Here is a 15,019-nt window from a genome sequence, read left to right on the forward strand (position 1 = left end):
GAATATTTTTACATAATCTTTTAAAACCAGAGGTCTTTAACCTTTGTTTTGTTCGTTGGGAGGTCTTTAAAACTGTGTAAGCCTTCAAAATGTCTTATGGGGATGAGCTTTATTTTTTCAGGTTGATCAATTAAACGCATGTTTACTGCAATTCTAAATTGACCATTATCTCTAGGATAATTGGCTAGCCAATAGGCGACGCAACCACAAGTATTACAAAAATGAAAGGATAGTTCCTTATCGCCTCGGGTGTAACATTTGGTTTTGCCATATACTTTGACGGTATCATTGAGGTAACCATAAGCCCATAAAACACCATATCGGCTACATACAGTACAATTACAGGCGGTAATGTTATCTGGCAGGGACAGGTATTGCCATGACACATGTTTACAATGACAGTGACCATCTAAAGGTTGATTTTTCATCTGAATAAACCTAACGATTAAGCTGGTTTTTGTCTAGAATGATTGATTATGCATTAAAAACAGAGTGCTTGTAAGCCAAATAAGTTGAGTAAACTTTTTTTACGTATTTATTCACTTCACGACCCTGACAATAACCAAATTTAGCTTTTTTATAATATTTTTTTTGTTCTAAAAGTAAAAAAGCTTTTTTAACATGATCCCAGCGATGAGGGTTAAGATCAAGTTTAATGGCCAAACGTTGGGCATCTCTTAAATGTCCTAAACCAGCATTGTAGGCGGCAAGGGTCATTTTGATTTGATCTTCATAGGTCTCAGCTTCAATAACACGCATCCAGTTTTTAAAATGTGCAGCACCAGCTTTTAAGTTGTCTTGAGGGTTAAAAGCATTTTTTACATTATACTCACGCGCAACAATAGGCATGATTTGCATCAGGCCTTGTGCTCCAACTGAGCTTTTAGCATTCTTTCTAAATGAGGATTCAACAAAAACAATAGAGGCAATCAGCTCTTCATCCATTTGTAAATGCTTAGCAGTGTCTTCGATAAGTTCTTGATACGGTAGATTAACTGCCGCTTCTTTTATTTGTTGACTGGTTTCAATCACCAATTGTTGACTATTTTTAATATCTTGAAGGCTGATTTTGTTACTCTTATAAAAGTAGGCTAAAACCAACACCACCGCTAAGATATTAAAACCAAAATATTTTCTACTTAATATTACAAACATAATTTCATTTCCCTTTGCACTATATAGTGCAGGTACTATGCCAAAGTAAAATGAAAAAAATGCTTTATTTTTATATAGTTACATGATTTAATAAAAGTTAGATTGAGGTTTTATGAGTCACTATTGCGACAACTGGGTCACAAAACAATTGCTGCCAAAAGTTTTACGGTATGTGTTATTTGGCTTTCTTGCACAAACATACGCTAATATACTGTACGCCAGGGAGTATAAAACGGTTAAAAGACCTGTTTACGGTATTGCACTTAATACAGTAAATGTTAGGCAAAAACCGTCAACTGCATATAAAATACTGGGTCGCCTTGAGAAAAATCAAACAGTACAGGTTATAGGTTGGTATAAAAAAAAGTGGTATCATGTTATCTATAAAAATAAAAAAGCTTGGATTTGGTCTAAAAGTCTGCGTTTAAAAATTAAGAAAGCTCAAGCTAAACCATTAAAAAAACCTTCGACTACTCTTGAAGTCATAGAGGCCCCAGCTAATCTCAATCAAAAAGCATACAAAAAAAATGATTCAGATAGACCTAAAGTATACGATCGTTATCAACGTTATAAGTAACACTATGCTTAAACACGATCAATTTACGCCTTCTAGCCAATAATAAGCAATAAATCTTGAGTAATTTTAGGCTTTACTATAGTTAGCCCATAATGAAGAATCTTATTTTCATGGTTTGTTTGCTTCTATTTGCATGTGGAGAAGCATCCTTATTTAATAACAGCGGTGATATAGAAATCAACGCCCCCATAGACTTTGTCCAAATCCCAGGAACGGATATCGGTTTAGTGTTAAACAGCAATGTCAATTTAACCAGCTCTATAGCGTCGATTGCTGTGATTGATTTAACTAGCAATAGTATTAATGTAGATAAATCTGTTTTTTTCCCAAATTTTGCCAGCAGTTTGGCTGTTGATGAACAACGACAACTCATTTTAGTTGGAGATCGAGCCAATGATGTTGTGCAAGTTTTTGATTATGATTTAGGGACAGGCGGGATTGATCAGTTTTCTTTAAGTAAAAGAACTTTAAATTCCCAACTTGAGATTAAAAATGCAGTTGTTGCTGACGAAGAACCCTCTGATATACAAGTATACACCAATGCCAACAGTGATGAACACGCAATTATTAGTAATTATATAGATGGTACAATTACATTTTTAAATTTAGATAATTTTACAGTTCAAGATTTATTTCCGCAAGATGATCGCTTTGGCTTACCACTGGTTGGTTTAACTGCTTTTGATCTGGATCAAACTTTATTGGGTATTGGGGCAGGGCGTATAGCTTTAGACCCTAGTAATAATAGATTTGCTTATGTGGCTTCATTTATCAATAACGTTATTTTTACCATTGATTTATGGGATAGAGAAATTGAACAGACATTTTCATTGCTTAATTATTTTTCAACGGGTGGTTTGCGAGACATGTTAATTGATAGTAATCAACAGCTTTACTTTTTACATCAAGCCAATGACAGCTTAAATAAAATAGATATCAGTCAAGTTGTGAACAACAATATTCTTTTAGAAGAATCTCCTGTCCAGTGGCTTGATCAGGTTTCATTGCCTTCTGGCGCAGAATATATGGCTTTGAGCCCTGATGAACAACAACTTTGGGTTGGGATGTATGATCTAAACCAAGTTTGGGTATTTGATACCAATACTTTAAATAAACTGTATGAAATTTCACTTGATGGTTTGGGGCCAGCAAAGCTTGTATTTTCTGAAGATGGTAGTTTTGTATATGTCTGTGAGTTTTTATCTAGTCATGTCGCTGTTGTAGATACATCAAGCTACATGCAAGTGGGTATGATTGAGTAAGAATGCTTTGGAAAGGGTAATAAAAATGAAATGCAAAGTTAACTTAATCTATTGTTTTCTAAGTTGTCTCATTGTGCTTAGTGCATGCTCAGGTAATCGACAATCGACATTTCATCCATTAAATAAACCGATTGATATTCAGAATTTTGAAAATACAGCTCAAGTTCAAGGCAAACAAACGTATATTATTGCAGTGTTGGATCAGGTTAATAAAGGCTTGGCATTTATTAACAGTCAAAAGCAAGATTTTATAGACCTTACTCAGGCAGATGACGCGCCCATGACACTAATTCCAGTGGGAGGGAATCCAGTTGCTTTGGCAGTAGAAGAAAAGTCTAGCAATGAAAAAAGAGTTTGGCTCATAGAAAATGAAAACAATCGCATGTATGCCGTTGACTTTATTGCTGGTAATAATCCTCAGTTTGAGTTTGTTGACTTGTCTAGCAATAGGGAAGGTTTGTATACAAGAGCTATATTTGAAAATGCTGGACGTGGAATTGTTGAAACATTGAATCAGGCGCCAGATGTCCATGACTTTGTTGTTGATGCTGATAGCACTTGCCAAACTTGGGAAGCCATATACAACAGTAAATTAAATTCATACCAAATTATAAATTCAAAAACAGGTGAGCAAAACGCTAAAGCCAAAGAAAATAATATTTTTACTTCTGATGATGGACTTCATAGCTTTATCATTGAACCAGGCTCTTTAGATACCAGCAACAAGGATCAATTAACATGGTTTACGTGTTCTGCATCTTATATAGATCTACCAAGCGAAGCGGTAGATATACACATTGTTGAGGATCAAGCGTTTATTTTGCTCAATGATTCACCCAGTATTGAAGTTTTTGATCTCAATAGTATGTCATTTACTTCAAGTATTACTATTACGGGTGCAAGCAATGTTAGGGCGGCTACAGTTCAAGGAGGATTGTGGTATATTCCAGACACTGTGCAAGATCAGATATATGTTTTTGATTTTGCCATGCAGAGCGTAGAAAACATTCCATTACCAGCTAAAGTCACATCTGCAGTTGGTTTGGGGGTGGATACATTATTGCTGGCTTTAAAAGCAGAAGAAAAACTATTGGTTTACAATTCAAACAGTCAAATCATAGAAAAACAAATCTTTATGGAATCATTTACATTGGGTTTAACCGATTACAGTGATAGTGGAAAAGATAGAATATTGATGTACTCAAGGTCAGGAACCGTTGACGCTTTTGATATATCCAGTTTGAAGCGAATTGATTTTTCAATCAACAGTGGAGGCAAGGAATCTTTTATTCAAGGTAAAATTGAGTTTTATGATGTGGGTGCTTTTTCTGAACCAGAAGTCATTGGTCTAAGCACTCAAGATGGGGCAACTATGACTGAAAGTTGGCAACTTATTTATGAAGGAAGTGTCTCAAATATGGTTGAACTGGATGCGAGTGTTTCCGGCAATCTTCTAGATGCTGTTGGTGTTGACTTTTTAGCAAGTAATATTGCTGTGGGGGATCAAGTTATACTTCAGTCTGGAATGAGTCAGGAGACACTTACAGTGAGTCAAATCGTTGATACTGATACGGTGCAATTAAACAACAACTCAATATTTTCCGGCAGTGTTTTATTTACGATTAAAGCAAATGACAGTTATATTGTAAAGGGATCAATATCTGGTGAACAGATGAATAGGGCTGTTGAAAATCTGGCTTATGATTCTGATCAAGGTGAATTAACATTTTTGATTAGAGACTCCAATACCTATCAAACCACATCAGGTGACTTTTTTTCTTTTCGAACAAACGATGGAATCACCAGTATGGATACAAGAGATATAACTTTGAGGTCTAATATCGTTGGGGCAGTCTACTTTGATAATACTATCAATAATCGGAATGAAGCGTATTTGATTCAAGAATCAACAGGTAGAGTTTTGTTGATTGATTTAGATAAAAATAATTTAGTAAAAACAATTCTTTAACACAACTAAATTAAAGAAAAACTTAAATTAAAACTTTTTTTTCAATTTCATTTTTATGCGTAATTTGATATGAGCATTGCGCAATCATTGCAAAGATTTTTTCATTAGGGAGCATCAGTGAGAATAAAAAAACTAGAATTATTAGGCTTTAAATCGTTTTTAGAAAAAACTGCATTTCAGTTTGATGTTCCAATTACTTCTATTGTTGGGCCTAATGGTTGTGGAAAAAGTAATGTGGTTGATGCGCTTAAATGGATAACAGGTGAATTAAGCTATAAAGAACTGCGTGGAAAGAGCATGGAAGATCTTATTTTTGCTGGAAGTGAAAAAAGACCTCCTACGAGCATGATGGAAGTGCTTTTAACTTTAGACAATGAGTCAAGTTTAGGGCCAGTGCAATACAAAGATTTTGCAGAAATTGTAGTACAAAGAAAAATATTTAGAGATGGTTCAAGTGAGTTTTATATTAATAAATCGGCGTGTAGACTGAAAGATATAACAGATTTATTTTTGGATACGGGTATAGGAAAATCATCGTATTCGATTATTGAACAAGGTCGTGTTGGAGCTATTGTATCTAGTCGTCCTGAGGATAGACGTTTAATTATTGAAGAAGCGTCTGGTATTACCAAATTTAAAGCCCGTAAAAAAGCTGCTTTGAAAAAGATGGAGCATACGCAACAAAATTTATTACGGGTGAATGATATTATTAAAGAGTTGACACGTCAGACAGCGTCTTTAAAAAAACAAGCTGAAAAAGCTGAAAAATATAAAGTTCTTAAAGAAGATGTAAAACAGTTGGATTTAAAACTATTAAGTTATGCTTGGAAAAAAAGTGAATTGGTCTTAGAAGAGTTAAGATCCACTCATACTCGTTTGAAAGACTCTTTAAGCGCAGAAGAGTCTAAGTTACTTTCAAATGAATCACAATATGAAACTGAGAAATTACGTTTGCTTGAATTTGAAAAAAAGCTTGAACGGATGCAGGAAAAAGTTTTTGAACAAAAAACCACTATTCAAAATTTAGAAAATGAAGCTAGTAACCAACAACTTAAACAGTCTCAGTTATTAGAAACAGCTCAGGAAGAAAAAGAGAGAGCTGCAATTTTATTACAAAAATACGAAGATTTAGATCTCCAACATGTCAATGTTTCAAACAGTATAAAACAATCTACTTTAGAGTTAGAAGAAATTGCAGATAATCTTAATACAGATATTGAAAAAGAAAGCCAGCTCAAGAGTACTCTACTAAATTTAGAACAAGCTTTATCTGAACTCAAAACTAAAAATATGCAACACCTAACACGTGAAGCAGAGATTAAAAATAACAAACAAAGTTTAGAAGAACAGAATCGTTCACTAGATGTGAAGTTGCAAGATATCAATGAAAGAGTAAATGAAACTCAAGAAGAGGTCAATCAACTATCAAGTAGTTTATCTGAAAAAGAAGAAGCTTTTGAGCAAAGCAATCAAATGGTACTTGAGTTTGAAGAAAGTAAAATTTCTGCTGAAGATGAGTTGGAACATTTAAACTTAGATAAAGAAAAATGTCATCAAGAACTGATTCAAATCAACAATGAAATTGAACGCGATGCTTCTCGTTTAAATACTTTACAAGAGTTTATTGATTCATATCAAGGTTATGAAAAGGGTGTGCAAAGCATCATGAAGGAGAAAGACTCAGGTAATGTTGGCAGAGTACAAGGTATTTTAGGTGATATGCTTGAAGTTGAGCCTGGTTACGAAAAAGCAGCTTATGCTGCTTTAAATGAATTTGTACAATGTATTGTTGTTGAAGATTCAGATGATGTTGTAAAAACCATTGACTATTTAAAAAGTGATGCTGGAGAAGGAAGAAGCTCATTTTTAATTGAGAAGGATGAAGCTTTTCATTTGACTCGCAAGACAGATCAAAAAACAGCCAATCAAAATAGTATTATTAAGCATGTAAAAGCCAAAGGCACCTTTAATAAGTTAATAGAACAAGTCTTAAGCACTATATATTTAGTTCCCTCTTTAAGTGATGCTCTTGATTTATGGAAAAAAGGAACACAGGAAACCATGGTTACTCTTGAAGGGGATAGAATATCCCGTAATGGTATTATTACAGGTGGTAAAAATGAAGAGCAACAAGGCGTTTTAGAGATTCATAACCAAGTGAATGAACTTAAAGAGCGTGTTGAAGAAAAACGTCAACGCTCTGATAAATTAAGCTATGAACTAGAAAAAATTCAAGAAAGAATTTTAAGTTTAAAAGCACAAATTGAAGGTTTATCAGAAGATATTAAGAGTCATAGTCAACAAAAAACCAGTCATGAAAAAGAGTTGTTAAGTCTTGGTGAAACACAGAAATATAAAAATTCATTTCTTCAAGAATTATTTAATCAAAAACAAAGTTATCTCAACGATATTGAGCAAAATAAAGTGGCTTTAGAATCAATGCAGATTGAGTATGAAACTTTGTTAGAGCATAAGAATAACTTCTTAAGCAAAGAGGAAGCCTTTACGCAAGAAATCACTGAAATGAGAGCTTCGTATGAAGTTCATAATCAACGTTTGACTGAAATCAAAATTAAGAAAGCCAGTTTAGATGAAAGACAAGATGCATTAAAAAAGGAGTTGGAGTCTTTAGATCAACAAAAGTCTTTAGCAAAAGAAGAGGCAGAAACATTAAAGTTAAAGTCAAATGAACGCATTGAGCAAGCACAAGAAATTTCTCATAATGTTATTTCATTAAAAGAAAAACGTGAAAACATCTTACAAGAATTCACAGAATCTGAAACTCATTTGAATGTTGTAAAAATTGAGCATGACACCCTTGCAGAGAAACTTAGAACGGATGAAGAGCAGCTTAAAGGTTATCGCTCAGCAAAAGAACACGTTGTGGCTCAGATTAATAAAATACAAATGGATATTCAAGAAGAAGATTATAAGTTAGAGCGCCTGCTAGAACAAGTTACAGAACGCTACGAGTTAAACTTACATGATTGCATTGATCAGTATTATGAAGATTTAGAGGAAAGCACACTTGGTCAAAGCAACCAAGAACTACAAAAGTTAAGAAATAGTCTCAATGCTATGGGACATGTTAATTTGGGTGCCTTAGAAGAGTTAGCTGAACTTGAAGAGCGGTTTAGTTTTTTAAGTGAGCAAAAGGCAGATTTAGAAAATACGCTTAATGATTTAAATACAGCAATTGAACATATTGATGAATCTACGCAAGAGATGTTTTTAGATACCTATAAAAAAGTTAACGGTCGTTTCCAAGAGCTTTTCCCTAAACTTTTTGGTGGAGGTAAAGCAAAGTTAGTCATGACTTCAGATGAGAACATACTTGAAACAGGAATTGACATTGTAGCGCAGCCTCCTGGAAAAAAATTACAAAATATGAACTTAATGTCAGGTGGGGAGAAGGCTTTGACAGCGATTGCTTTAATTTTCTCTATTTTTGATTTTAAAGCACCACCATTTTGTATATTGGATGAGGTTGATGCACCTTTGGATGATGCCAATGTGGGACGTTTTCTGGGCATGGTTAAAGAAATGTCACAAAAAACTCAGTTTATTGTGATTACACACAATAAAGCCACAATGGAAATTGCGCAAAACCTTTATGGAGTTACCATGGAGGAGCCCGGTGTTTCTAGAACGGTTTCAGTTCAACTTAATCAAGGTGTAGAACAATTGGAAACCAACGAAACTCAACAGGCATCTTCAGTAGCTTAAGGGATCGAATACCCTTCCTCTGCATCCGTAAACTCGCTATGCTCGTAACGGCTGCTAGAGTGGGGCACAAGTATTTTTCATAAGTTTAATAAGAGAGTAACTTTATTATTTGAACTATTTACTTTGGTGCTCCCACCAGGGATCGAACCTGGATCTAGGGATTAGGAATCCCTTATTCTATCCGTTGAACTATGAGAGCTTAGATTTTTTAATCCTTAGCTATAAGGTTAAATGTTTTCCATGTCAAAAATCTTTTTAAAAAATTAAGATGGGGGCTTTTAAGATATGACTTAGACCTCATTGCTCGCATAGCATGTAAATTATATATTGACGTTTTGCGTAATTTTGATATGTAGAAGTCAGTCTGCTGAGGCTAAAATGTCTCAATATGAGAGTTAGTAAAAATAAACACAATATTTTCAGCAGCTTACAGGTGTGTTTTTTGGCATAAGCATTGCTTAATAGAAAGCAGTGATAGAAAAACAACTCAAGGGTGAACACGATGATGAAAAAATTGAAACACTTAAAAATCTTTTTGCTGCTTATGCTTACATTTTTGGCGTCTTGTGCACAAAATGAATTTGGTTCTGTTCGTTTGGTGATCAATGGCCAAGAGCAAGAAGTAAGAATACGAGACGTTGATTGTATCAATGACTTTAATTTTGGTAATAATGGAATGTCCTGCATCATATTGATTCAAAATGGTAGCGGTATCAGTGATACTGTTCGCTTCAATATAGCCGATGTGGTTAATATTTATGATAACTTTTTAGGTGCAAATCTTGATCCATTGCTATCGCCATTTGATTCAGTGGAAGCAACGGTTAATGGTAACACTGTCGGTATTTTAGCGGGTAGTATTGTGGTTTTTTCTTCAATCACCAATGTTCCTGGAGGACAGGTGTGTGTGGATTACTTTAAATTAAATTTAGGTTTTGGAACCAACGGATTTATGGAAGGGGATTTTTGCGCTCGAGTGCAGTAATACACTGAGCTTTGTGATTTAAAATATATTCAATTAAAACCATTATGAAAAAGACCCTTAAAAAAATTGAATTAAACTTTAGATTGTTGATGCCTATATATGTTTTGGCATTGGTTATGTCTGCTTGTGAACAAAGACCTCAGCAACAAGAAATTTTTAGGCCCGAAGGATCATCAGTGACCAATGGAGCTACGGTAGAGACTCGTTCAGGCAGTCAAAATAATAATTTAAATACAGGAGAAAACACCAATAACAGTGGGCTAAGTAATAACAATGGCTCACTGGCCAATGTTCCACAACATATGCAGGAATATGAGTATTGTCGTCGTTTATTAGGTGGACCAGTAGATTACTCTCATCCAGATGGTCAACGCTGCTATCAAATTATTTATCAAAATTGTCGGGGTTGCAGGGTTGATGAAGATTTAAGACCCATTGATACATTTAGTGCTTATGGTTATTCTGGTAGAATTGCATGGCCAGCGCATGAAGATTGGTGGCCAGAGTTAACAGGTTACTTAGACCCAACCCGTTCACATATTGCGTTTCAAAGCCCATATTTTAATGCCCAAAACTTCCCATCAGGACATGCTGGAGCTTCTGGGCAGTATCCACAACATCCGGGTGGAGCTAATCCTTTTGTTTATTGTCATAATAAGCCTGCAGATCAGCCTTGTCGTTTAGATGCTACACAAGTTTGGTCAGTATCAAACATCGATAAATCTTATCAATACAATTTGGCACCAGGTAAAAATAATAAATATATTTATACAATTGTGCAACCTTTGGATCAGCCTTGTACAAACCAACATCAGATTCAACAAAGTAATTGTAACCCTCAGTTTAGAGCAAACTTTGGCAATTTTTTGGGTAGTTTAAAGCAAAGTGGAGCCAATTTTAAAGCCAGTGGTAAAGCAACACTCGATGGTTTAGGAGCATCTCTTGCGAATATGGTCCCTAACTTTTCTGTAGGATCTATCTTTCCAAATGTTAACGTCAATGCTGGGGGCAACTATACGGTTAGTAATGGAGGGACCTATGTTATGGGTGCTTCAAGACCAACCTACACAACATCATCAGCAGGGAATGTTGTGGTTGGTGGTGCACCGAACTATTCAATTGGATCTCAAAGTCATATAGGTACATATGCAGGTCAGCCTATGGCGGCCTATGGACACTATTTAAATTACGGGCAAACCTACAATAATTATAATTTAGGTGGCTCAGAACCTTGTGTTGCAGGTAGTTCTCACCCAGGAAGTCCATGGGGTTGTCAAAACATTAATCCATGTTATTACAATAACAATTGTTAATAAGTGGCTTTTCGTACTATAAAAATACCCTATTTTAATATTAAAAATTTTTATAAAAAAAATAAAAAAATGCCTTGCTTTTTTGCTTACGCAAGTATTATGATTCAGTCTCCGAACCGATAAATTTTATTGCGACATAGATAAAATTTTGGGGTAGGTTTGGTACACACTTTTAAAGCTAGTCATGCTAAACATAAGCTAACAGCTGTAAGTGTTTGAAAATAAAAAGTTTTTATTAAAAAAAAATGATTTTTAAAATCAGTTTAGGCATGAAGCATGCATTAAATAAGAGCATAAACTTTTTATATTTTTTATTTTGGATGACAGGAGAGTAAAATGACTTTTGCAGAAATTACAAGAACAATGTTAGGTAGTATGGATTTTTTTGAACTGAGAAGAACAGCGGCTAGATATTCCGTGCCTTTTCAAGGGATACGAAGACAACAATTGATTAAAGAAGTAGAAAAAGCAATTGTGATGAAAAATGTTGAAAAGAAAAAAACAAGTACAAAATCAGCCCAGGCCAAAAATAAAAAGGCGCCTATGGGAGCTGTTTCAGCTAAACCAAAACTGAAAGATGAAACCCAAAGAAAAGTTGCTGCTAGTATTAATACTTTTTCTTCTAGAGCAGGTTTTTCACGTACACAAGTTCGTTCATAATATAAATCTATCTGTTAATGTTAGATAACAAAATGCCCAAACCTTAATAAAGTTTGGGCATTTTTGTATTGTCGTGGGACAGAAAGCTTTTTTAGTTTTTTTAGACGATCAGAAAAATTTAACCTAGTTTTTTGAGCGTTTGTAGCTTATAGGCGTACATTTTACATAAAACAGTTAAAAAATCGTAGCGAACAACCTCATCTTTTTTGGCTAAATTTTGAAGCGTTTCGTGCGTAATTTTTATTATTTTTGATGTACTCTCAGTTGTTTTTGCTTGATAAGTACTCTGCATGTTTTTATCTGCAAGAAAAATTTCAGCAAAGTATTGGCCTTTTTCAATAGAAGTGCTTAGGTTTTTATGAATGAGACTCACTTTTCCTTCAATCAAAATATAAAGTCCAGCGGGTTTACTGTCAAAGTTGAACAATAAAGTGTTTTCTGGAAAAACACTATAAGAGCAAACAGAACTTAAGGTGTGAAGTTGCTTTTGGCTTAAATGGATGGAAGGTAAGTGCTCAATTTTTGCTTTTATGTAAGGCGTAGCCGCATGGTATTCACCTAAAATATAACGAAGCTCTTGATATTGAAAAATAAGAGATTTCCAAAAATACCATAAAAAATGAATTGCTAGGGTTTTATTTCTTGAAAACACCAATGCAAGTCCAGCTTTATCAATAAAAACAAGATCACATTCTTTTTTCACTTTGGCAGTGAACATACTTTTTTCATGGATAAGAATATTTTCATGCCCAAAAAGCTGTCCTTGCGAAAAAAATAAATTAAAACTTTGATTTGAATACTCTACAAGACCTCTTTCAATAAAGTATATGCCATAACAGGGTTCATTTTCATGGAAAACATAAGCATCTTCTCTTAGGCTAATAAATGATGTGAAGTTTGCAATACTTAAACGCTCTTCAGGGCTCAAATTTTTAAATATTGTGTATTGATTTAATTTTTCAGCAATCTCTTTTAGTTCATGATTGCTTTTATGAGGTTTTAAGTCAGGATCCTTTTGAAAATCCTGTATAGCTGAAATTTTTGAGGTTTCAGGTAGCTCAGTAAGGCTTTTTGTCATTTTAGTTGTTTGATTTATAATGGGTTGTGCTTCTTGCTCATCGGAAACAAACCAATGATCAAGAGAGTTATAAACATCTATCCCAGTGGCGGATGGTAGGTTATGCTTTAAGTCATGAATATATTGTCCCAAACGTTTTTGTCTTTTTTTAAAAACAATATTTCTATCTGATTTACTAAATCCAGGAATATTATTTTGAGCGTTTCGGATATGGGTTTGAAAAAAAATCAAATCTTCTTGGTTATGGGTAGGAATGGTTAAGATTAAACCATCCATCCAGAAATTTAAGGCTTCTAGATATTTACCTTCAATGTAGTTGGCTAAACCAAGTTTTTTTAATGTAAATATGTGAAACGGATCAATGGCAAGGGCACCTTCAAATTCTTTGATTGCATCACTATAGGCTCTGTTATCGAAATAAAGTTGTCCAAGTCTAAAACAGGCAAGAAAGTTTTCTGGATCAATAGTTTTTAATATTTTATAAAGTACAATAGCATCATGTAATTTTTTAGTTTTAGAAAATACATTGGCAATACTTTCTATTCGGTGAATTAGGCGTTTTTTATGTTTTAAAGAAGCAAGGTTTATAGTTTCTGTTTTTGACGTTGAGTCTTTAAGCCCTTCTAAAATGGTATGTTTTAGAATAGATAAGGCTGTATTTTCAGGATAATGCTTTAAGGCTATATCACAAACTTTTAAAGCTTTACTATGGTCGCCAATATCAAATAGAGATTGGATAACTTCAATTTGGTCATCTGCACTGATAGAAGAAAAGTTGTTTAGGTTTAAATCATCCATAAACTCGCCCTGATTATACGGCATTTATAGTCGCATGCAAAGCATTAATCAGTTGTAGCTTTAGTTTAAAACAAAAAATCCTAAGTTATCTATAGAGTTTTCTTTTAAAGTTTGTTGTATTTCTTTTAAAAAGTTTGCGTCTAGGGATTTGTGTAAAACACACACAACACTGGTAGGTTGTGAAGTGTAAAACAACAGTTTTTCCCAGATCATATAATGTAAATTTTGCGTTGATACCCCAAGCAAAGGGTCTTGTGCTATTGTAAACTCTTCATTATCTAAAAATGAACTTTCAATTGCAGAAAAGCCAATGTTTTCACATAGAGTTTTAAATAAAGAAAGGTTTTTTTTAAACACTATAAAAATTGAATCTTTTTTAAGTGTATTGATTGTTTTTAAGATATCTTGGTGAGCTGAATATTTTGGGTCTTGCAAATCAAATGGTAGAGGTTGTGTATCATTAGCAGATAGATCTCCTTGGAAATGGTAGTGCCCAACTTTCCAATGAAAAATTTGTAGATATTGTTCAAACATCAATATTTTTTTTGCTTGTTCTAAAGTTTGTTGAGTTAAACTTTTATCTTCAAGTAAAAGTTTTTCTAACTCTGTATCTGAATAGCTAGAGACATAATTAATTTTTTCAGAAGATAAAAAGTTCCAGCGTAATAAAGTCGTTTTTAAAGACTCATGCGGTTTATTAGAATGGATGTGATGTATATTGCCATTTTTAAACGTAATTTTTTTTATAAAATCATCTTTATGTAAGGTTAATATCCCCGTTGCATTATAATAAGATAGGCTAGATAAAACATTTGAAATACAAGTTAATATCAGTTGGTTTTTATCTTTAAACTTACTCTTTTCTAGTTTAGGGCTTTGATAATGTTGCTCAAACAAAGGCAAAGCATGTAAAAAAAAGTTTTGTAAGTTTTTATAGAGTATCTCTAAATAAACACCAAACTGTATTTCTGGTATATTGTGAGAGTAATTTTCTTGAATTAAATATTCTCCCTGAAACCAGCCTAGTAGATCAAGGAGTTTCTCTAAACATACATGTTTTTCTATTGATTTTACTTGTTCATCGTCTAGATTAAGTAAATATTTTGCTTGTTCGTGGTGTTCAAGGATATTTTCTTTTCTAAATGCCTCAATTTCGTCAAGTTTGACAGCCACTTTTTTTGTTTTTTCATACTCAAGTAACTGTTTTTTTAAAATTATATTTTTAAACGATTCATCTTGTAAATTAGAGTGAATATTTAATATATTTCCTTGATCAAAGTAAACATGCTTAATTCGCTGTTTGTTTTCAAAAATAATTCTCCCTGAAAACTTATTTTTAAAGCAATTTAAGATGACAATATAAGCAGGAATTTTGATCAAACTGCCTGTTATAGGCAGTTTTTTACCAAAATCAGTATTTAAAGAGGGTATTTCAAAATTTGCCGACTGCATAAAACTGTCTTATAGTATTATCTGAAACTTAGATCAATAACAAA

11 protein-coding genes and 1 tRNA gene are annotated in these 15,019 nt (G+C 33.6%); 7 read left to right on the forward strand and 5 right to left on the reverse strand.

The window, feature by feature from the left end:
• Nucleotides 1-20: 20 nt before the first annotated feature.
• Both PKC21_00990 and PKC21_00995 read right to left on the reverse strand, forming a co-directional pair.
• The gene (locus tag PKC21_00990) at nt 21-428 is read right to left on the reverse strand and encodes a GFA family protein (GenBank protein HMR23905.1); all 408 of its coding nucleotides are present in this window, start codon (nt 426-428) and stop codon (nt 21-23) included.
• Between the two features lie 46 nt (nt 429-474).
• Nucleotides 475-1,155 carry a transglycosylase SLT domain-containing protein gene (locus PKC21_00995; protein HMR23906.1) on the reverse strand — a complete coding sequence of 227 codons (681 nt, stop codon included), beginning with the start codon at nt 1,153-1,155 and terminating at the stop codon, nt 475-477.
• A 112-nt stretch (nt 1,156-1,267) separates the two neighbouring features.
• On the opposite strand from PKC21_00995, the gene PKC21_01000 reads away from it, so the two are divergent.
• The 4 genes from PKC21_01000 (at nt 1,268) to smc (ending at nt 8,689) form a co-directional block, all read left to right on the forward strand.
• Nucleotides 1,268-1,732 carry an SH3 domain-containing protein gene (locus PKC21_01000; protein ID HMR23907.1) on the forward strand — a complete coding sequence of 155 codons (465 nt, stop codon included), beginning with the start codon at nt 1,268-1,270 and terminating at the stop codon, nt 1,730-1,732.
• A gap of 110 nt (nt 1,733-1,842) precedes the next feature.
• A complete protein-coding gene (locus PKC21_01005; protein HMR23908.1) occupies nt 1,843-2,994 on the forward strand; it encodes a hypothetical protein in 1,152 nt (383 codons plus the stop codon).
• A gap of 25 nt (nt 2,995-3,019) precedes the next feature.
• On the forward strand, nt 3,020-4,963 hold the full coding sequence (locus PKC21_01010) for a hypothetical protein (protein ID HMR23909.1): 1,944 nt from the start codon (nt 3,020-3,022) through the stop codon (nt 4,961-4,963).
• A gap of 117 nt (nt 4,964-5,080) precedes the next feature.
• Nucleotides 5,081-8,689, forward strand: a complete 3,609-nt coding sequence (gene smc / locus PKC21_01015; protein HMR23910.1) for a chromosome segregation protein SMC — start codon at nt 5,081-5,083, stop codon at nt 8,687-8,689.
• Between the two features lie 124 nt (nt 8,690-8,813).
• Here smc and PKC21_01020 read toward each other — a convergent pair.
• Nucleotides 8,814-8,888, reverse strand: a tRNA-Arg gene (locus tag PKC21_01020).
• Nucleotides 8,889-9,191: 303 nt separating this feature from the next.
• Here PKC21_01020 and PKC21_01025 point away from each other — a divergent pair.
• The 3 genes from PKC21_01025 (at nt 9,192) to PKC21_01035 (ending at nt 11,647) form a co-directional block, all read left to right on the forward strand.
• Nucleotides 9,192-9,674 carry a hypothetical protein gene (locus PKC21_01025; protein ID HMR23911.1) on the forward strand — a complete coding sequence of 161 codons (483 nt, stop codon included), beginning with the start codon at nt 9,192-9,194 and terminating at the stop codon, nt 9,672-9,674.
• A gap of 44 nt (nt 9,675-9,718) precedes the next feature.
• Entirely contained in the window at nt 9,719-10,987 is a 1,269-nt protein-coding gene (locus PKC21_01030) for a hypothetical protein (protein ID HMR23912.1), read from the forward strand.
• A 336-nt stretch (nt 10,988-11,323) separates the two neighbouring features.
• Nucleotides 11,324-11,647, forward strand: coding sequence for a hypothetical protein (locus PKC21_01035; GenBank protein ID HMR23913.1), 324 nt, complete (start codon nt 11,324-11,326; stop codon nt 11,645-11,647).
• A 118-nt stretch (nt 11,648-11,765) separates the two neighbouring features.
• Here PKC21_01035 and PKC21_01040 read toward each other — a convergent pair whose 3' ends face one another.
• Nucleotides 11,766-13,547, reverse strand: coding sequence for a cyclic nucleotide-binding domain-containing protein (locus tag PKC21_01040; GenBank protein ID HMR23914.1), 1,782 nt, complete (start codon nt 13,545-13,547; stop codon nt 11,766-11,768).
• 36 nt (nt 13,548-13,583) lie between these two features.
• Nucleotides 13,584-14,975 carry a hypothetical protein gene (locus PKC21_01045; GenBank protein HMR23915.1) on the reverse strand — a complete coding sequence of 464 codons (1,392 nt, stop codon included), beginning with the start codon at nt 14,973-14,975 and terminating at the stop codon, nt 13,584-13,586.
• Between the last annotated feature and the right edge of the window lie 44 nt (nt 14,976-15,019).

Source organism: Oligoflexia bacterium, from assembly GCA_035326705.1.
Taxonomy (GTDB): domain Bacteria; phylum Bdellovibrionota_G; class JALEGL01; order JALEGL01; family JALEGL01; genus JALEGL01.